At 57.7% G+C, this 19,063-nt stretch carries 15 protein-coding genes and 1 tRNA gene; 10 read left to right on the forward strand and 6 right to left on the reverse strand.

The genetic code is table 11. From position 1 onward, the window contains the following. The first annotated feature begins 9 nt into the window (after nt 1-9). Together AADJ11_RS04185 and AADJ11_RS04190 are read left to right on the forward strand one after the other, a co-directional pair. Complete coding sequence (locus AADJ11_RS04185) at nt 10-1,590, forward strand: lysine--tRNA ligase (RefSeq protein ID WP_341233286.1); 1,581 nt, start codon at nt 10-12, stop codon at nt 1,588-1,590. Between the two features lie 239 nt (nt 1,591-1,829). Beyond that, nucleotides 1,830-4,118 (forward strand): glycosyl hydrolase family 28-related protein, encoded by a 2,289-nt coding sequence (locus AADJ11_RS04190; protein ID WP_341233287.1) that lies wholly within the window; start codon nt 1,830-1,832, stop codon nt 4,116-4,118. 38 nt (nt 4,119-4,156) lie between these two features. Here the strand turns inward: AADJ11_RS04190 and AADJ11_RS04195 are convergent, their stop codons facing one another. The 4 genes from AADJ11_RS04195 to AADJ11_RS04210 all read right to left on the reverse strand — a co-directional run bounded on the left by AADJ11_RS04195 (nt 4,157) and on the right by AADJ11_RS04210 (nt 7,890). Then, the gene (locus AADJ11_RS04195; RefSeq protein ID WP_341233288.1) at nt 4,157-4,828 is read right to left on the reverse strand and encodes a hypothetical protein; all 672 of its coding nucleotides are present in this window, start codon (nt 4,826-4,828) and stop codon (nt 4,157-4,159) included. Nucleotides 4,829-4,962: 134 nt separating this feature from the next. Next, complete coding sequence (locus tag AADJ11_RS04200) at nt 4,963-5,148, reverse strand: PLD nuclease N-terminal domain-containing protein (protein ID WP_093916737.1); 186 nt, start codon at nt 5,146-5,148, stop codon at nt 4,963-4,965. 153 nt (nt 5,149-5,301) lie between these two features. After that, nucleotides 5,302-7,518, reverse strand: a complete 2,217-nt coding sequence (gene uvrB, locus AADJ11_RS04205) for an excinuclease ABC subunit UvrB (RefSeq protein WP_341233289.1) — start codon at nt 7,516-7,518, stop codon at nt 5,302-5,304. 87 nt (nt 7,519-7,605) lie between these two features. Then, complete coding sequence (locus AADJ11_RS04210; RefSeq protein WP_341233290.1) at nt 7,606-7,890, reverse strand: antifreeze protein; 285 nt, start codon at nt 7,888-7,890, stop codon at nt 7,606-7,608. Between the two features lie 138 nt (nt 7,891-8,028). Here AADJ11_RS04210 and AADJ11_RS04215 point away from each other — a divergent pair, with 138 nt between their 5' ends. The 7 genes from AADJ11_RS04215 (at nt 8,029) to AADJ11_RS04245 (ending at nt 15,035) form a co-directional block, all read left to right on the forward strand. Next, a complete protein-coding gene (locus tag AADJ11_RS04215; protein ID WP_341233291.1) occupies nt 8,029-8,340 on the forward strand; it encodes an ETC complex I subunit in 312 nt (103 codons plus the stop codon). Between the two features lie 105 nt (nt 8,341-8,445). Next, a complete protein-coding gene (locus AADJ11_RS04220; RefSeq protein WP_341233292.1) occupies nt 8,446-9,363 on the forward strand; it encodes an MYG1 family protein in 918 nt (305 codons plus the stop codon). 68 nt (nt 9,364-9,431) lie between these two features. Beyond that, on the forward strand, nt 9,432-10,817 hold the full coding sequence (gene selA, locus AADJ11_RS04225; protein ID WP_341233293.1) for an L-seryl-tRNA(Sec) selenium transferase: 1,386 nt from the start codon (nt 9,432-9,434) through the stop codon (nt 10,815-10,817). Next, nucleotides 10,814-12,700 carry a selenocysteine-specific translation elongation factor gene (selB, locus tag AADJ11_RS04230; RefSeq protein ID WP_341233294.1) on the forward strand — a complete coding sequence of 629 codons (1,887 nt, stop codon included), beginning with the start codon at nt 10,814-10,816 and terminating at the stop codon, nt 12,698-12,700. Before selA ends, selB begins: the two co-directional genes overlap by 4 nt. 41 nt (nt 12,701-12,741) lie before the next feature. Further along, a tRNA-Sec gene (locus AADJ11_RS04235) sits at nt 12,742-12,836 on the forward strand. Nucleotides 12,837-12,899: 63 nt separating this feature from the next. Beyond that, on the forward strand, nt 12,900-14,489 hold the full coding sequence (locus AADJ11_RS04240) for a redoxin domain-containing protein (RefSeq protein WP_341233295.1): 1,590 nt from the start codon (nt 12,900-12,902) through the stop codon (nt 14,487-14,489). 24 nt (nt 14,490-14,513) lie between these two features. Then, entirely contained in the window at nt 14,514-15,035 is a 522-nt protein-coding gene (locus tag AADJ11_RS04245; RefSeq protein WP_341233296.1) for a UGSC family (seleno)protein, read from the forward strand. Between the two features lie 35 nt (nt 15,036-15,070). On the opposite strand, the gene nagA is transcribed toward AADJ11_RS04245, so the two are convergent. Both nagA and AADJ11_RS04255 read right to left on the reverse strand, forming a co-directional pair. Continuing rightward, complete coding sequence (gene nagA / locus AADJ11_RS04250; protein ID WP_341233297.1) at nt 15,071-16,201, reverse strand: N-acetylglucosamine-6-phosphate deacetylase; 1,131 nt, start codon at nt 16,199-16,201, stop codon at nt 15,071-15,073. After that, nucleotides 16,198-17,073 (reverse strand): BadF/BadG/BcrA/BcrD ATPase family protein, encoded by an 876-nt coding sequence (locus tag AADJ11_RS04255; protein ID WP_341233298.1) that lies wholly within the window; start codon nt 17,071-17,073, stop codon nt 16,198-16,200. The genes nagA and AADJ11_RS04255 overlap by 4 nt, the downstream gene beginning before the upstream one ends. A gap of 170 nt (nt 17,074-17,243) precedes the next feature. Between AADJ11_RS04255 and edd the strand changes: the two genes are divergently transcribed. Beyond that, complete coding sequence (edd, locus tag AADJ11_RS04260; protein WP_341233299.1) at nt 17,244-19,043, forward strand: phosphogluconate dehydratase; 1,800 nt, start codon at nt 17,244-17,246, stop codon at nt 19,041-19,043. Nucleotides 19,044-19,063 lie beyond the last annotated feature (20 nt).

Raw genomic sequence — 19,063 nt, forward strand, 5'->3', positions numbered from 1 at the left:
ATTTTAAAGATGTCGCAGATGCGTGAAGCCGCCTTAACCAGCAAAGCATGGCCCTTTGAGGAAGCACGCCGGGTGTTGAAACGCTATGGAAATAAGATGCCCGAGAAGGGTTATGTCTTGTTCGAGACCGGGTATGGCCCGTCGGGCCTGCCGCATATCGGGACCTTCGGCGAAGTTGCGCGCACCACGATGATTAGGCGCGCTTTTGAGCTGATCAGCGACATTCCGACCCGTTTGGTCTGTTTTTCGGACGATTTGGATGGCATGCGCAAGGTGCCAAGCAACGTTCCCAACCCCGAAGCACTGGCCGAACACCTGCAACGCCCACTGACATCTGTGCCGGATCCATTCGGGACGCATGACAGCTTTGGCGCGCATAACAACGCCATGCTGCGCCGGTTTCTGGATACATTTGGCTTTGAGTACGAGTTCATCTCGGCCACCGAATTTTACGGATCGGGCCAATTTGACGAGATTCTTTTGCGGGCCGCAGAAAAATACGATGAAATCATGGCTGTGATGTTGAAATCACTGCGCGATGAGCGTCGCCAGACCTATTCGATATTCTTGCCGATCCATCCTGAAACCGGCCGTATTCTCTACGTGCCGATGAAAGAGGTGAACGCCAAAGAGGGTACCATCACTTTTGACGATGAAGACGGTACAGAGATGACGCTGCCGTTGACGGGTGGCAATGTGAAGCTTCAATGGAAGCCGGATTTCGGCGCGCGTTGGGCGGCCTTGGGCGTCGATTTCGAAATGTATGGCAAAGACCATTCGACCAACACGCCGATCTACGATTCAATCTGCCGGATTCTGGGCGCGCGCGCGCCCGAGCATTTCACCTATGAATTGTTTCTGGATCAGGACGGTCACAAAATCTCGAAATCATCGGGCAATGGCCTGACGATTGACGAATGGCTGACCTATGCCAGCGCGGAATCGCTGTCGTATTTCATGTACCTCAAGCCCAAGACGGCAAAACGGATGTATTTCGACGTGATCCCGAAAGCGGTGGATGAATATCACCAGCAGCTGCGCGCCTATGAGACACAGGATGATAAGGCCAAGTTGAACAACCCGGTTTGGCATATCCACGGCGGGGATGTGCCCAAGTCGGATATGATCGTGCCTTATTCGATGCTGCTGAATCTGGCGTCTGTTTCCTCGGCCGAGGAAAAATCGCAGCTCTGGGGCTTTATCCAGCGCTATGCGCCTGATGCGACGCCCGAAGGTAATCCCGGTATGGACGCCGCTGCCGATCATGCGGTGCGGTATTACAATGATTTCGTAAAGCCGACCAAGGTGTTCCGCGCGCCCACCGATCTGGAACGCGAGGCATTGGAAGACCTGCGCGATCAATTGAAAGCATGGGATGGGGGCCTAGATGCCGAAGCGTTGCAAACGATGGTGTTTGCGGTCGGCAAAGAACGCTTCGATCCGTTGCGTGATTGGTTCACGGCGCTTTACGAGGTGCTTTTGGGTGCCAGCCAAGGCCCCCGTTTCGGCGGGTTCATTGCACTGTACGGTGTAGATGAGACCGTGGCGCTGATTGAAGATGCATTGGCAGGGAAACTCGTCTCAGCGTAACTTTATCCAAAAGCGACGGGGCCTACGCCTTGGCTCAGCCGCTTACCATCCCGACAATACTGCGCCGTTTGCCCACCCCAGTTGGTGTGGTAAGCGGCGCATTTTTGTTTTCAGCGTTCGCTCCCCTTAGCGCCGGTTAACGAACCGTAACTATCCAACTGCGCATGCCGGCATACCGCCGGGGTTACGCAACAGATGGGCCGCCGGGCGTGTGCCGCGGTTTCTGAAAGGGGATAGTGATGAACAAGGCGATTACGGACGGGCTTGTCCTGACACCAGCGATCTTTGCCAACGGGTTGGATGTGTATTCAAGCGGGGACGGCACCGCGGGTTCGGATACCTATGCCAATGCGATCAATGCGGCGTTCATCCCGGCCGATCAGGATTTTGGCGGCGCGTTAGAGCTGATTAAGACGCAAAGCACACAAAGGCTGCGCTATATGGGGCAGACGCCGCTGTTGCCTGGGTGTTATCTGCGCATAACGGCCAAGGTCAAAGCGGTCAGCGGTAACTTGCCCGCCGTTCGGATTGCGGGTTATCCCGCCCTTGGCAACGGCAGCCGCGTCGGCGGGTTGACCGAAGTTGGGCCGTCCGTTCAGCTTTCCAGCTATGGCGACGTTGTGGAGGTCAGCGCGATTGTCGGCTCCGGCCAGCGCAACGGCGTTGACATGGTGTGGGGGACCGAACCGGTTTACGGGCATTTCGGCCTTGATCTGACCGGGCAGAATGGCGGCGTGGTGCGTATCGATGACCTGCAAATCGAAGACATCACCAGCGCATTTCTGGTGGACATGCTGGCGCAGATTGATGTGCGTGACTTTGGTGCGGTGGGCGACGGGGTTACCGATGATACCGCTGCCTTTAATGCCGCGAATGCCGCGTCGGCAGGTCGGCGGGTGCTGATCTCAAAGGGGACATATCTGCTGAACGGGGATGTCACATTTGACGCCGAAACCCTGTTCGAGGGTAAGGTGACCATGCCCGCAAACGCAATCCTACAACTGCGCCGCAACTTTGATCTGCCAAACTATATCGACGCATTCGAGACTGAAGAGATTGCCTTTCGTAAGGCGTATCAGGCGCTTTTGAACAATTCCGACCATGAATCTTTGGATATGGGTGGGCGCAAGATTTATGTGACAGGGCCTATCGATATGCAGGCGGCCACGCCCGAACGGACAAGTTATGCCACACGCCGCGTGATCCGAAATGGTCAGTTTGAAGCGGCCAGTGGTGGTGATTGGGATACGATCACCGTCACGTCGAACGCGACATATACCCCGTCGAACGCGCGCAAGCTGACCAATGTGACCAATATCGCAAATGTGCCGGTCGGTGCGCTGGTATCCGGGGCTGGCGTCGGGCGTGAAATTTACGTGCGGTCGAAAAACGTAGCGAGCAAAGAGATCACCCTGAATGCCCCACTTTATGATGCGGCTGGTACGCAGAGTTTCAGCTTTTCGCGCTTTCAATACATGTTGGATTTCAGCAACTACGGATCGCTGAGCAAATTCGTGCTGTCTGATATCGAAATCCAGTGCAACAACGTGGCAAGCGGCGTGAACCTTGCGCCCTCTGGCGTCACCTTCCATATGCGCGACTGCTTTGTTTCACGTCCGAAAGATCGGGGTGTTACGTCGATTGGCGGCGGCTGTCAGGGGATGTTCATCGACCGTTGTCAATTCCTGTCATCGGAAGACAGCCTGAACGTCGCAGACCGCAAGACCATCGGGATCAACTGTAACGCCAATGATGTGAAAATTCGCGACAACCGGGCCACGCGGTTCAGACATTTTGCATTGGTTGCCGGGCAAAACAACATCATCACGGGCAACCATTTTTTCCAAGGCGATACTGTAACCAATGGTATCCGCTCTGCGGGTTTGATCCTTGCCGCGCAGCACACCGGATCAGTGGTGCAGGGCAATTATATCGATAACTGTTTTATCGAATGGACGAACGAACAAGATCCGGCCCCCGACTATAGCAACGAATATTCATTCAGTTCCTTGGCGATCAGCGGGAATATCTTTCTGTCGGGCGAGGTCGCGCCGTGGTTCAGTTATATCGTGATCAAGCCGCACGGATCGGGGCATGTTATCAATGGCCTGACGATTAACGATAACCGGTTCCGCAGCCTTAATGGCTGGATTGACCGGGTTGAACGGATCGACACCAGCTTTGCCGACATGGATTTTTCGCGCATGCGGAATATTGAAATGACCGGCAATTCGTTTCACGGTGTGACCTATCCTGTCGCAAACCCCGTCCAGGTTGAACATTCACAATCCAGTCCGGCGCAAAACTGGACTGTCGATATTTCCGAACGTTTTCCATTCGGCGGCTGGGCAATTGCAGTGGACAGCGTCGCGATGGATGGCCCGATCCGGAACGCTTCAAATGTGGCGCAGTTCACGGTGCCCTATGTGCTGACAGATCAGGGCCCGAACCGTGATTTGCTAAACCTTGTGTGGAATACCAGCGTGAAGGGATCCGTCTTTTTGCAGGCGCGTATGGACAAGCGTTAACCTAACGGGGCCTTTCGCGGTTGAGTTCGCGAAGGGCCCTAAAAATCTCTCCAGAAAGAAATTTTGAAGGCCGAGTTATCTGTGTTGCCGATCTGAGTTTCCGTGCCAATTTGCAACCTGAACTCGGGCCTGCTTTTGATGGGTTTGAACAAGATCGAAGGGGCGATTGATGTCGCGCTGATGTCGGACGTGGCAGCGTGAAAAATCTGTATCATGCCGGCAAAACGATCGTTGAAGTTGAGGCCGATGGTGCTGTCAATTTTCAGCAGATGTTCCCCATAGTAGGTATCGATAAAAAGCGATGCATCAACCGCCATCCATCCATTCAGGCGTTTGAGTTGATATCCGCGCCCCCATGATAGCCCGCCCCGAATGTAGGGGCGGACAATGTCACCGGACCAGCCGGCCCCGAAGCCAAGTTCATATGCATAAACGCTGGGGCGGTCATCCCCACCGATAGGACGCCGCAGGAAAACCATCGCGGAGCCTGACTGAACACCATTGGAGAATGCGTAAAAGGCGACTTCGGCACCGAGTGTCAGGTCATCACGCACGCCGAATTCAAGATACGTACTCTCTGAAAAGTCGCGCGAGAGCGTAGTGCTGATCGTAATCGAAGAGTATCCGCTGCCCTTTTCACGCATCCACGCACCAGCGGTCGCGGGTGAGGTCGCGAGAACAAGCAGTACAATCGCCAAGATACGCAGCATGTCCGAAATCCCGCCCTTTTGCGGGAAACATGCTCAATTGTGCTTAATAAATTGCTTACGGTTTGAAATGAATTATCCAAAAGAAAAGGGTCCGCAGAATGAACTGCAGACCCTATCCGTCACGTTACGTCGATTTAGACGTTGATTGTGCCACCGCGTGGGCCGGCCAGCAGCCATACGATAAAGCCAACGACTGGGAATACCAGAATGCCGACGATCCACAGGATTTTCGCCAGCGTCGACGCGCCGGAGCCGATAACTTTGACGATCGCGTAAATGTCAGCGATCAAGATGATGAGGCCTAGAATGCCATATTCCATTGTTGTTCTCCTTATGAGTTGTTCTGGGTGGACAACTAGCCAACGGGCCAAATTGTTCCCAAACCTGTGAGAAGAACTTCAAATTTTAGTGAGCGGGTGGAGGTGCACCTGCCACACGTGGGGGCAGAATGGCCGCCCCCACGTCTCGACGCGTTAACGTTTTTTGCCGCCATATCTGGATTTGCCACCGCGCATTCCGCCACGACCACCGGTTGATCGGCCAGACGCCTTTTGCGCATCATCAACGGCCTTGTCGACGGCGTATTGCCGCGCCATCGGGTCGTCCGCAATCGCCAGATCGACAGCTTCAAGCCGTTTCACCTCGTCACGCAAACGTGCAGCTTCTTCGAACTCCAGATTCTCAGCGGCCTTGCGCATATCGGTGCGCAGCCCGTCCAGAACGGTCTGCAAGTTACCACCAGCCAAGGGGTTGTCGATCTTGGCCGTCACGCGGTTCATGTCCACGTCGCCCTTATAGAGGCCGGCCAGAATATCATCGACGTTCTTTTTGACCGTGGTGGGCGTGATGCCGTGCAGCTCGTTATAGGCGACCTGCTTGGCGCGGCGCCGATCTGTTTCGCCCATCGCACGTTCCATGGAACCGGTAATGCGGTCGGCATACATGATCACACGGCCCTCGGCGTTGCGCGCAGCACGGCCAATTGTTTGGATCAGTGATGTTTCAGAGCGCAAGAAACCCTCTTTATCCGCGTCCAGAATGGCCACCAACCCACATTCGGGAATGTCCAAGCCTTCGCGCAGTAGGTTGATCCCGATCAGCACATCAAACGCACCCAAACGCAAGTCGCGCAGGATTTCGATTCGTTCAATCGTGTCGATATCGCTGTGCATATAGCGCACGCGAATGCCCTGTTCGTGCATGTATTCGGTCAGATCTTCGGCCATGCGTTTGGTTAGAACCGTACACAGGGTTCGGAACCCGTCAGCCGCGACTTTGCGGACCTCGTCCAGCAGATCGTCGACCTGCATTTCAACGGGTCGGATTTCAATCATCGGATCGATCAGGCCGGTGGGGCGAATGATCTGTTCGGTAAACACACCGCCGGTTTGCTCAATTTCCCACGCCGCAGGGGTCGCGGACACGAACACCGATTGCGGGCGCATGGCGTCCCATTCCTCGAACTTGAGGGGGCGGTTATCCATGCAAGACGGCAAGCGGAAACCATGTTCGGCCAGCGTGAATTTGCGCCGATAGTCGCCTTTATACATCCCGCCGATCTGCGGCACGGAAACGTGGCTTTCATCTGCGAAAACAATCGCATTATCGGGGATGAATTCAAACAGCGTTGGGGGCGGTTCGCCCGGTGCGCGGCCCGTTAGATAGCGTGAATAGTTCTCGATCCCGTTACAGACGCCCGTGGCTTCCAACATCTCGATGTCGAAATTGCACCGCTGCTCAAGCCGCTGCGCCTCAAGCAATTTACCTTCGGCGACAAGCTGATCCAGCCGCATCCGCAGCTCTTTCTTGATGCCGATGATGGCCTGATTCATTGTGGGCTTTGGTGTCACATAGTGGCTGTTGGCATAGACGCGAATTTGGTCGAACGTGCCGGTTTTTTCCCCCGTCAGCGGGTCGAATTCGGTGATGCTTTCCAACTCCTCGCCAAAGAAGGACAGCCGCCAGGCGCGATCCTCAAGGTGGGCTGGAAAAATCTCGAGCGAATCGCCGCGCACCCGGAACGTGCCACGCTGGAACGCGGCATCATTGCGTTTGTAGGCCTGGGCGATCAAATCGGCGATGACCTTGCGCTGGTCATATGATGCGCCGACCTTAATATCTTGGGTCATCGCACCATATGTTTCGACAGACCCGATACCATAGATACACGACACCGACGCGATGATGATCACATCGTCGCGCTCAAGCAGTGACCGCGTGGCAGAGTGGCGCATCCGGTCGATCTGTTCGTTGATCTGCGATTCTTTTTCGATAAAGGTGTCCGACCGCGCGACATAGGCCTCGGGCTGGTAGTAGTCATAGTAGCTGACGAAATATTCGACGGCGTTGTCGGGAAAGAACCCTTTGAATTCGCCGTATAACTGGGCGGCCAACGTCTTGTTCGGGGCCAGAATGATGGCGGGGCGCTGCGTTTCCTCGATAACCTTGGCCATCGTAAACGTCTTGCCTGTACCGGTTGCCCCCAGCAAAACCTGATCACGCTCGCCTGCGCGCACACCTTCGGACAATTCCTTGATCGCAGTGGGCTGATCGCCTGCTGGTTCAAATTCCGTTGCCAAAACAAACTTTTTGCCGCCTTCAAGCTTGAGGCGGTCACGCACATCAGGTGCGGGATTGGATAACATCGGTAGCTTGCGTTCTGGCAAGCTGTCAGAGTGGGCGTAGGCCATAAGTACAGTCCTTTGGGGGTCGCCCCCTAAGGTGTCATGTTTTTGCGCAGGTTCAAGAGGCAGCCGCATGAACAGCTTGCATAGCTGTTATTTTGTGAGGCGCTTGCGGTTGGCCCGTACCTTTTTGCTGACGGGTGCCATCGCCGCCGTCATGATCTGATCGGGGCTGCCGCCAGCCATTGCGGCCTTGGTTGCGGATTTATACGCTTGGGCCATCGCGGGGCCTTTTTCTTTGACCATTCGTGAATTTTCGCCGCTGGCATGTGGCATTAACCCTGCCATCCCAAGAATCCGCAGGGTCATCACCGCCTGCGTATCAAACAATAGCGACGCAAATTGGGTATTTAGGGCGAATAAATTCAGGGGATTCATACAGGTGCTCCGATGGGCTGTGACTAAGGTATGCCGCAGTGCAGCATTTGCAAGGTGTTTTATTTACAAATGCCAGTGATAACTTGATACCTTGGCCTAAATGTCCGATACGTACGCCACCACAGCGGAGAATTACCCATGCGCGCTCGCATCTACCAACCGGCACGAACAGCAATGTCATCTGGCACAGCCAAAACGCACGTTTGGCTGCTTGAGTTTGATCAAGAAACCGCGCGCGAGGTTGATCCTTTGATGGGATGGACGTCGTCCAACGATACGCAAACGCAGGTCAGACTGCGGTTCGATACCAAAGAAGAAGCCGTTGAATATGCGGTTGCACACGGCATCGATGCCCTCGTGCAAGAGCCGCACAAGCGCCGGTCCAACATTCGGCCCGGTGGCTATGGTGAAAACTTTGCTACAGCCCGCCGCGGTGCCTGGACCCACTAAGCCCGCCACCTATATCAACGGAATGACCATGCCTAAGACGCTTCCCATCGGGTGGCGTCTTGCTTTTTTCAGCCGCTGTTCAGCATATTATTTTAAAGGCCGCACATGACCATTACCCATCTTGTTACGCATTCCGGCGGTTTTCATGCTGATGAATTGCTGTCCTCTGTCATTCTGACGCGTCTTTTTCCGCAGGCCGAGCTGGTGCGCAGCCGCGATACTGCTTGGACGACACCTGCACCGGATAAAATCATCTATGACGTGGGCCGCGAATATGACGCCGATGCGCAAATATTCGATCACCACCAACGCCCTAATCCCCTTCGCGAAGATGGCCAGCCTTACAGCTCATTCGGGTTGATCTGGGCGCATTACGGGCGCGATTATCTGCGCGACTTTGGTGTGCCTGACGCTGATATCGATGACATCCATAGCAGCTTTGACAACGGGTTTGTTCTGCCGATTGATCTGGTCGACAACGGCGATCTGGCCCCCGCAACCGCCGGTCAACTTGCCGGGCTGACTTTGCCCGCGCTGTTGGGCACGCTCAAACCGGTGTTTGATGACCGCAGCGCCGATGCGGATGATCGCGCTTTTGCCGCCGCCCTGCCGATTGCCCGCGCCTTTATCGAAGGGTCGATTGCAGGCAAAGCGGCCAAGCGCCGTGCCGAGGCCGTTGTGCTGGAAGCTATCGCCCAAGCGGGCCCGTCGCGCGTGTTGGAACTGCCCATGGGCATGCCATTCCGCAAAGCGATTGAGACAGCCGGGGCCGATCATTTGCTCTTCGTCGTCCACCCAAGGGACAGCGATTGGGCGATCACCGGCATTCGCCTGAGCGGCGACGGGTTCGAGCAGCGCGCCGATTTGCCCGCCGCATGGGCCGGTCTGACGGATGATGCGCTTGAGGCTGCTTGCGGTGTAAAAGGCGCGAAGTTCTGCCACAACGGTCTGTTCATCGCCGTTGCGTCTACGCGCGAAGCGGCGCTTGAAATGGCTGATCTGGCCGTCAAAGACGCGATGTAATTCTTGATCCGCCTTGCCCTTGTCCGCCACGGGGATAGACTGAGCGGTATCAAAGGGCGGGTGCTTGCGTGAACGATCAACTTAGACAACTGCCCCAGATCGAGGCGATGCTGGCCTATCCCGCCATAGGCGCGGTGATCGATGCCTATAGCCGTGATGAAACTGTCGCCGCCTTGCGCACGACCTTGGCCGACCTGCGCCGCGCGATCACCAAGGGCGATCTGGTGCAGCTTCCTGATTTTGCGGGCGATGCCTTTGCCGACAGCTTGCGGAAGATGATCGAGCAAGATCGGCATATGAACCTGCGTGCCGTGGTGAATGCGACGGGCATTATCATCCACACCAATCTGGGCCGCGCCCGCCTTGCGCCGCAAGCGATCCAAGCCATGCATGACGTCGGGCTGAACGCATCAAACCTCGAACTGAACCTGACCACCGGCAAACGCGGCTCTCGCTATGATCATGCAGAGGCGCTGATTTGCGAGCTGACGGGCGCAGAGGCGGCGTTGATTGTGAACAACTGCGCCGCCGCCGTTGTGCTGGGTCTGATGGGCACGGCGATGGGGCGCACGGTCGTCGCCTCGCGCGGGGAGCTGATCGAGATCGGCGGATCATTCCGGCTGCCCGATGTCATCGCGCAAAGCGGTGCCGTCCTGCGCGAAGTCGGTGCGACCAACAAAACCCGGCTAAGCGATTATGCCGAAGCTATTGATGATGACACTGCCGTTTTGCTGAAAAGCCACACCAGTAATTTCAAGATCGTCGGCTTTACGTCGGCCCCAGCCCGCAGTGATCTTGCCAAACTGGCCCAAGACCGGAACCTGATTTTGATGGAGGATTTGGGCAGCGGTGTTCTGATCGATCTGTCGCCCTATGGGATGACGGACGAACCCGTTGTTGCGGATATCCTAAAGGCCGGCGTTGATGTGGTGATGTTTTCCGGCGACAAATTGCTGGGCGGACCGCAAGCCGGCATTATCGCGGGCAAGGCCGATGTGATTGCAAAACTCCGCTCGCATCCCCTGCTGCGCGCGCTGCGGATCGATAAGCTGTCCCTCGCAGCGCTCGAGGCAACTTTGCGTCTCTACCGCGCGCCGCATGATCCGTTTGAATCCGTTCCCGTGCTTAAAATGCTGTCAGAGCCTTTGACCGATGTGCAGGCGAGGGCCGATGTGCTGACGGGGCTGCTAGACGGTCTGGTTGCCACCTCGGTCATGCCATCTGACGCCTTTGTCGGGGGCGGGTCGCTGCCGCAACAAGGGCTGCAAAGCTTTGCGGTCAGCATTGCCCATCCTGACATGACGGCAGACGCCTTGGCCGATGCATTGCGCCGTGCGACGGTGCCGGTAATCGGTCGCATTCATCAAGATCAGGTTTTGCTGGATATGCGCACCGTGACGGATGCAGAGCTGCCGCTGATCGTGGATGCAATCGGCCAAGCGCACGCGAAATGACCTCTGCCTGCGTCATCGTGATCGGCCATGTGGATCACGGGAAAACCACGCTGGTGCGCCGGTTGACGGGTATGGAAACCGATACATTGGCGCAGGAAAAGCAACGCGGGCTGTCGATCAATCTGGGCTTTGCTTATTGTCGTTACCCATCCGGTACCGTTGACCTGATCGATGCGCCGGGCCACGAGGATTTTATCCGCGCGATGGTCACTGGGGCAACAGGTGCGCAGGCGGCGCTGCTGGTGGTTTCCGCCGTCGACGGGATCGCCACCCAAACGCTTGAGCATTTGCGTATTGCGAGGTTGCTCGGCGTCCGCGTCCGGTTTGTCGCCGTGACCAAGGGTGATTTGTTGGCCCCTGATGATCTGAATGCACGCGTTGAAATGATCCACCAAGGGCTTCAGAAATTGGGGCTGGGAGATGTCGAATTGATCCCCGTTTCTGCGGATTTAGATGCGGGTATCCAGACGTTACACCAGCGGTTAGAGGCGCTGCTTGCCGAGCCCACGCCCGCCCAAAACCCCACCGGTAGTTTCCTGCCCGTTGACCGCGTTTTTACGGTGCAAGGTATGGGAACCGTCGTAACAGGGACCTTGCTGGGCGGTGATCTGTCCCCGTCTGATCCCTTCACCCTGCACCCGCAAAACCGGTCGGTGACGATCCGCGGGCTGCAATCGCGCGGCGCGGCCCGCGATAAGGTTACCCATGGGGAACGCACCGCGGTCAATCTTCGTGGCATCGCGGCTGAGGAGATTGCGCGCGGCGATGTTCTGGCCGCTGACGGGCTGTGCGTGCCGAGCGATTGCATGGATGTGGAGCTGACGCTGCTGGCGGATGCGGCGAAACCGATCAAGCACATGACCGACATCAGGGTGCTGTTTGGCACGACCCATACGGTCGCGACCCTACGGCTGATGGGCGGGGGGCAGGTTGAACAACGACATAGCGCATTCGCGCAGTTACGTTTTAGCAAACCAGTCACGGGCTATGCCGGTCAGCGGATGATCGTTCGCAGCTTGTCACCTGCCGAGACGATTGGCGGCGCTGTGGTGCTTGATCCGGTTTCAACCGGCGCGAAATCCGGTGACAGGCTGCGCTTGGCGGTGATGCAGGCGGCCTCTGGTGGTGATGTCTTTGCACTTGCCAATGCGCTTTGCGCACAAGGTCGGGGCAGTGCAAAGCTGGCGGACGTCGCGCGGATATCGCGGTGCGATGCAGGGCGCATGTTGGCAACGCTGGGGAGCGCGTTCGAGGAGGTTGATACCGGGTGGATCGCATCGTCGCAAACGGTCAAGGACGTGCAGAACGATCTGCTTTCAAATCTGAAAGAGTTCCATGCGGCGCACCCGCTTAAACGCTTTGCCCCCCGCGCCAAAATCGTGGGCCGCACACAGTCGCTGATCCTGACCCGATATGTTGAAAACAGCTTGGCTGTGGCGGGCGATATCCACGTGGCCGAGGGGCAGATCGGGCTGGCCGCCCATGACCCTGCTGCGGCGATGACACCATTGCAACGGGACCGGATGGCCGAGATTGAGGCGCGGCTGAGGGACGGCGGCACCATGCCGCCCAGCCTAAGCGAGATCGTGCAGAACAGTGACGACGCTGATCTGGTCGAGCTGTTGATTGCCGATCAAACGGCTATTGCCACGATGAATATCGGTCTGAACCAACGGCTGGTTTTTCACGTGAAATCAGTCGCCCAAGCTGCGAAAACGTTGCGCGACGCCTTCCCCCCGCCGACGCTGTTCACCACGGGCCAGGCGCGCGAAGCATTGGGCACCAGCCGCAAATTCATCGTTCCGTTGCTTGAATATTTTGACGCGGAAAAAGTGACGCAGCGTGATGGCGACCTGCGTGTGATGGCACAGCCTGCGGATTGATCTTTCGCCCGCCTACACGTGCCGTTAGGGTCCGCCCAAACGGAGGTGACTGGAGTCTGGTGGCTTCCCTGGTCTTCAAAACCATGGACGCGTCGACAAGGCGTGTGGTGGGTTCGATTCCCATCCACCTCCGCCAAGTTTCTGGACATTCCGTAGAAATCACCATCAATATGCAAATGCATACTTGGGAGGGTGGCAGATGATCGACGCGGCGCGGGCTTTCACACTTAATAATCTTGACGGGACAGCCCACGCTTTTGATGGCACTGGCCCAAGTTTGGTGTGTTTCGTGAAAGAGGATTGCGAAACCTGCAACATCGCGGGCCCGGTTCTTGAGGGGCTGTTCAAGGGCTACGGCAGTGGTATCGACATGGTCGTGTTGGGGCAATCAGGTGATAAGAACGCAGATTTCGCGCAGCGTCACGGCCTGACGCTGCCCGTGTTGGGGGACGCGGGCTGCAAGGCGTCGTTTGACTGGGACATCGAAATCGTGCCCGCCGTGTTCTGGATTGATGCCGACGGCACTGTCGTCACCAAATTCGAAGGGTTTGTGCGCGATGACTGGCAAGCGTTGTCAGATCAGATCGCAACAGAAACCGGGCAGCCCGCAGCGCAGATTGATTGGGACAGCCTGCCCGCGTGGCGGCCCGGTTGCGGGTCAAAACACTTTGACCCCGAGATTTACGACAAGCTGCGCGCCGAGGCAGACGGCAGCGTTTTGCGTGCCCGCAAGGTTGAGGTCGCCAGCGGTGATGATGTGGCGGAGTTCATGTTCGATCAGGGGTTTTCGGATGGTTTGCCACTGGTGCCACCCACGCCTGAACGGGTGATGCGGATGTTGGCAGGCACACACCGCGACCCCCAAGACGTGGTGGCAACCGTGCCCCCGAACATGGGCGTCGGCACGGTTGAAAAGATCGCGATCAATGCGGTGATGGCGGGGTGCAAGCCGGAATACCTGCCTGTGGTGATCGCCGCGGTGGAGGCCGTTTGCACCGACGAATTTAACATCCACGGGGTCACAGCAACCACAATGGGGGCGGCCACGGTCGTGATTGTGAACGGTCCGGTGGTGGAGAAAATCGGCATGAACGCGGGCCTTGGCGCGATGGGGGCAGGCAACCGGGCCAACGCCACAATCGGGCGCGCGTTGCGGTTGGTGATCCGCAATGTCGGCGGTGCGACGACGGGGGGCGTTGAACGATCCACCCTTGGCAACCCGATGAAATACACCATGTGCTTTGCCGAGAATGAGGCCGTGTCGCCGTGGGAACCGCTGCATGTTGAACGTGGGTTCAAGGCCGAAGATTCGGTCGTGACCGTTTTTGCCATGACCGGCGGCCCAGTGCATATCGTCGACCAAACGTCGCGCAAACCGGATCAGATTGCCGGGTCGCTGGGGCAGGGGCTTGAGGGGGTGTTCATGCCCAAGCTGCACAACCTGCCCATCGATGCGCTACTGGTCGTGTGCCCCGAACACATCAACACGCTGACCGTTGACGGGGAATACTCCAAAGACCGGCTGCGCGACCGCATTCAAGAGGTCACATCCCGGCCCTTAAGCGAAATGGTGCAGGACGATCATTCGGGCGCGGGTATCCCCGTTGCCGATGCCGAAAAGATGGGGCCGGAAAAACTGGCGCAGCTGGCCCCGAAATTTGCAGGCAAAGAGTATATCCACATCGTCGTCGCAGGCGGCGATGCCGGCAAGTTTTCGTCGGTCTTTCACGGCTGGGCCACGGGGGCTGTAGGGTCAATTTCCGTTTCCAGAAAGATCGATCTGGGATAACATAGGTATAAGAGGAGGACATGAATGACAATAATTCTCGACCCGACGGATGAACGCATCCCGGTCGCGCGTCAGATTGCCGAACGATCTGGGTCTGTGCAGGGGGTTGTGGGGCTGCTGAACATTAGCAAGCCACGCGGCAATATCCTGCTGGATGAACTGGACCGTTTGTTGGCCGAAGGCGCGCCCGGTGTGGAAATCCGGCGCTATACCAAGCCGACATTTGCCAAGCCGTGCCCTGACGCATTGCGCCATCAAATTCGCGATGAATGCGACTTCTTGGTCGAGGCATTGGCGGACTGAGGATCATGTACCACGTGCAGTATGCACGATACAGTCTGGTTTGAAATCCAGGGGATCCCATCTGTTTCCGTCGCCTCAAGCGCTTTTGGCCAAGCTGCTGAAACGCAGCGCAAAGCGTTAGGTATGGAAGGTGCGCGATACGTCTTGGTGCCACATCCCATTCAGGATGCCACCGACGATGAAATGCGCATCAAAGCACGCGAAGCCTATGATCAGATCATGGCGGCGTTGCGCGATAAGTGAAGATAGGGCGGCGCAGGGGAAACCTTGGGCCGCTTTTACAGTTCAGTGATCCAGCGCGTCTGGGTCATGTCTTGGCTAAGCCACAGCAGATCATCAACGCGATCACGCGAGGGCGGGTTGCGCAACATGCCAGCAGGGATCGTGGTTGCGCGTGCCAGCGCCTTTTCAAGCGGCTCTTTGACATCATCGACCAGCACGCGGATCGCTTGCGGCATTGTCACATCAGCGCCAGCGAGGGTGCCGTCTGCTAGCGTGAGCCTACCATCTTTGCGTAAAATTTCACGACCGTTCAGCTGAAAGCTGGTAATGTCCGACCCAGCCGTCGCCATGGCGTCGGTCACGAGGAAAATATCGCTTGGCCCCGTCTTTGCAGCCAATGCGGCACGGATCATCGCGGGGTGCACATGCACACCATCGGCAATCAGCCCGCAGGCCGCCATTGGGTGGTTAAGCGCAGCACCCACCAGACCGGGCGCGCGCGCTTGTGCTTGGCTCATCGCGTTGAACAGATGGGTGGCACAGCGTGCGCCTGCGTCAAAGCCCGCCATGGCGGTGTCGTAATCACAATCGCTGTGGCCCAGCGATACGATGATCCCCGCATCCGCCATCGTCTTGATCTGCGTATTGGTCACATTCTCCGGGGCCACCGTGACCATCAGATTGGGAATGTGGTCGGCGGCATCCAAAAGCCCGCGCAGATCGCTGTCTTGCATCGGGCGGATCAGGGTGCCGTCATGCGCGCCTTTGCGCGCCACGCTAAGATGTGGCCCTTCTAGGTGCAGACCCGCGATGCCGGGGATGTGTTGGTCAATGGCGTCTATCACCGCCTTGATCGCAGCCGCGGTTTGGGCGGGCGTATCGGTAATCAACGTGGGCAGGATCGCCACCGTGCCCAACCCGCGATGCGCGGCTGCGATGGTGGCAAGGGTTTCCACCGTCGGGGCATCGTTGAACATCACGCCGCCGCCGCCATTAACTTGCAGGTCCACAAACCCCGAGAGCAGTGTTCCCCCGTCAAGGGTATGTGTTGGGCATTCGCTTGGCAGATTTTGGGGGGCGGTGATGCGGGTGGTTCCGTCCGACAGCACCAACAACGCATGGTCGTCCCGCAGGGCCGCGCCATCGTAAATGCGCGCGCCGATATAGGCCGACCGCGCTTGGGTCATTGCGCCGCCGCGCTTTTGGCGAGGGCAAAGGCACCATCGACAGCCCGCCCTTTTGCAGAGACCAGATTGGCAGTCGTTTCTGCGGGAAGGTAGGGCGCATAATGCGGCCCGACCCCGCCTGCCAGACACAGCAAATCATTCGTGTGATAGTCCAGCGCGGCCAGCGCCTTTTGCAGGTAATCCGCACCGCGCTGCATCAGCAATGTACCAATCGGGTCGCCCGCAACTGCGGTTTCGACGACATCTGGTGCAAGCGTGCCAAAATCGCCCGGGCGGGCCTTGAGACTGAACTGCACGATGCCAGCCGCACCGCCGAATTTGTCTAGCATCCGATCCGATAGGGGGCTTGCCGGCACGATGCCGTCAACAGCCAACAACGTCTGTTCCAACGCGCCATGTCCCAGCCATGCGCCGGACGCTTGATCGGACACCTGATAACACCAGCCGCCAATGCAGGTTTGTGCCTGCGCGCGTTGCCGCGCAATGATCGTGCCAGTGCCAAGCGCCACAACATATCCGTCCTCGGCACCGATGGCCCCGACAATCGTGGTTGTCGTGTCTTCGGTGACCACGCTTTTGCCAAAGGGCAGGGCGTTTGCGATGCGTTTACCAATGTCGGGCCCGGTGAAGCCCGCCAGCCCGAGATGTGCAACCGCTTGGCTTATTTGCGCAACGTCCTGGCCCGCGTCCTTTACCGCAGCATGGGTCGCTTCCAGAATATGCTTAATCGCCTCGTCAAAATTGGTGCTGACATTGGCGCGGCCGCCTTTGGCCTCGGCCAGTATGCCGTCTTGGGCGGTGCCCACCACAACGCGGCAACCGGTTCCGCCGCCATCGACGCCAATGATAAAGGGGGGGTGTTGATCCATCATGGGGCTTGTCTAAGATACCTGTTTTGTGGGGGAAAGGATATTTTCCCGCTTGGCGCAAAAGCGTTTGAGCAAGTGCATTTACAAAACACCTGCTTTAATGTTAAGTTAGCGCTAACATTAATCGAGCAATCCCATCTTTGACAGCCCAGATTGATAGTGAGGGAATAGTTATGCTGAATGAAACCGTCGCCCGCGTCACCGACCGCATCATCGAAAGAAGCGGTGCAGGCCGTCAGGCATATCTGGCCCGCATGCACGGCGCAGCTGAGGCCGGTCCCGCACGGGCGCATTTGTCATGCAGCGGGCAGGCTCATGCCTATGCTGGGGCTGGCGCGGACCAAGCAGCACTGGCAACGCAATCCACGGGCAATATCGGCATCATCACCACCTATAATGACATGCTGTCGGCGCATCAGCCGTTCGAACGTTTTCCCGAACTTATCCGGGATGCGGCCCGTGCGGCGGGCGGCACAGCACAGGTTGCAGGCGGCGTTCCTGCGATGTGCGATGGCGTGACCCAAGGGACGGCGGGGATGGAGCTGAGCCTGTTTTCGCGTGATATCATCGCCATGGCAGCAGGCGTGGGGTTAAGCCACAACACGTTCGATTCCGCGATTTATCTGGGGGTCTGCGACAAGATCGTGCCGGGGCTGGTCATTGCCGCCCAAGCATTTGGGCATTTACCAGCGGTGTTTTTGCCAGCGGGTCCGATGACCTCGGGCATCTCGAACGATGCGAAGGCTGAAGTGCGTCAACGCTTTGCCTCGGGCGATGCAACCCGAGAAGAGCTGATGGCGTCAGAGATGGCGGCCTATCACGGGCCGGGTACTTGCACATTCTATGGCACGGCCAACACCAACCAGATGCTGATGGAATTCATGGGCCTGCACCTGCCGGGTGCATCCTTTGTGAACCCCAACACGCCGCTCCGTGACGCCCTGACGATTGCGGGGACGCAGCGGGCCTTGGCGATCAGCCACTTGGGCAACAGCTATACGCCGGTTTGCGACGTGCTGGACGAGAAAGCATATGTAAACGGCATCGTGGGGCTGCATGCGACGGGCGGGTCGACGAACCTATTGATCCATCTGGTCGCGATGGCGCGCGCAGGCGGGATCATTCTGGACTGGCAGGATTTTTCCGATCTGGCCGATGTGACCCCGCTGCTGGCGCGGGTCTATCCAAACGGTCTGGCCGATGTGAACCATTTTCATGCGGCCGGTGGTCTGGGCTATATGATTGGTCAGTTGCTCGGCGGCGGGTTGCTGCATGACGACGTGAAAACCATCGCCGGTGACGGGCTGGATCGCTATACCCAAGACCCCAAGCTGAAAGACGGTGCGGTTGAATGGGTCGCTGGCCCGACAGAGACGTTGAATGACAAAATCCTGCGTCCCATGGGTGACCCTTTCCAGCCAACGGGCGGGCTTAAACGTTTGTCGGGGTCCTTGGGCAATGCTGTGACCAAAGTGTCTGCGGTGAAGCCTGAACACCGCATCGTCGAAGCACCCGCGCGGGTGTTCCACGATCAAGAAGCGGTGAAAGAGGCGTATAAAAACGGTGAATTCACCGGCGATGTTGTCGTGGTTGTCCGCTTTCAGGGGCCAAAGGCCAACGGTATGCCCGAATTGCACAGCCTGACGCCGGTGCTGGCGAACTTGCAAGCCAGGGGGCTAAAGGTTGCGTTGGTTACGGATGGCCGTATGTCTGGCGCGTCTGGCAAAGTGCTTAGCGCCATCCATGTCTGCCCCGAAGCGTTGGATGGTGGCCCGATTGCCCGCATCCAAGACGGCGATATGATCCGGGTGGATGCCCGTGATGGCGTGCTCGAGGTCACAACGCCCGGTGCGCTGGACCGCGCGCTTGCCACCGCCGATCTATCGGGCAATGAATACGGCCAAGGCCGAGAGCTGTTCGCGAATTTCCGCAAAACTGTCGGTGCCGCCGATACCGGTGCCAGCAGCATTTGAACTGAACAAAGGACCATCCC

The sequence above is a fragment of the uncultured Sulfitobacter sp. genome, from assembly GCF_964021855.1.
Taxonomy (GTDB): domain Bacteria; phylum Pseudomonadota; class Alphaproteobacteria; order Rhodobacterales; family Rhodobacteraceae; genus Sulfitobacter.

Bases quoted from the DNA above. Each gene is read 5' to 3' on its own strand.
- AADJ11_RS04240 (WP_341233295.1), top strand. From the start codon at position 12,900: ATGATCGACGCGGCGCGGGCTTTCACACTTAATAATCTTGACGGGACA.
- AADJ11_RS04190 (WP_341233287.1), top strand. From the start codon at position 1,830: ATGAACAAGGCGATTACGGACGGGCTTGTCCTGACACCAGCGATCTTT.
- selB (WP_341233294.1), top strand. From the start codon at position 10,814: ATGACCTCTGCCTGCGTCATCGTGATCGGCCATGTGGATCACGGGAAA.
- AADJ11_RS04200 (WP_093916737.1), bottom strand. From the start codon at position 5,148: ATGGAATATGGCATTCTAGGCCTCATCATCTTGATCGCTGACATTTAC.
- uvrB (WP_341233289.1), bottom strand. From the start codon at position 7,518: ATGGCCTACGCCCACTCTGACAGCTTGCCAGAACGCAAGCTACCGATG.
- AADJ11_RS04185 (WP_341233286.1), top strand. From the start codon at position 10: ATGTCGCAGATGCGTGAAGCCGCCTTAACCAGCAAAGCATGGCCCTTT.
- AADJ11_RS04195 (WP_341233288.1), bottom strand. From the start codon at position 4,828: ATGCTGCGTATCTTGGCGATTGTACTGCTTGTTCTCGCGACCTCACCC.
- nagA (WP_341233297.1), bottom strand. From the start codon at position 16,201: ATGACCCAAGCGCGGTCGGCCTATATCGGCGCGCGCATTTACGATGGC.
- AADJ11_RS04220 (WP_341233292.1), top strand. From the start codon at position 8,446: ATGACCATTACCCATCTTGTTACGCATTCCGGCGGTTTTCATGCTGAT.
- AADJ11_RS04215 (WP_341233291.1), top strand. From the start codon at position 8,029: ATGCGCGCTCGCATCTACCAACCGGCACGAACAGCAATGTCATCTGGC.
- AADJ11_RS04210 (WP_341233290.1), bottom strand. From the start codon at position 7,890: ATGAATCCCCTGAATTTATTCGCCCTAAATACCCAATTTGCGTCGCTA.
- AADJ11_RS04255 (WP_341233298.1), bottom strand. From the start codon at position 17,073: ATGATGGATCAACACCCCCCCTTTATCATTGGCGTCGATGGCGGCGGA.
- edd (WP_341233299.1), top strand. From the start codon at position 17,244: ATGCTGAATGAAACCGTCGCCCGCGTCACCGACCGCATCATCGAAAGA.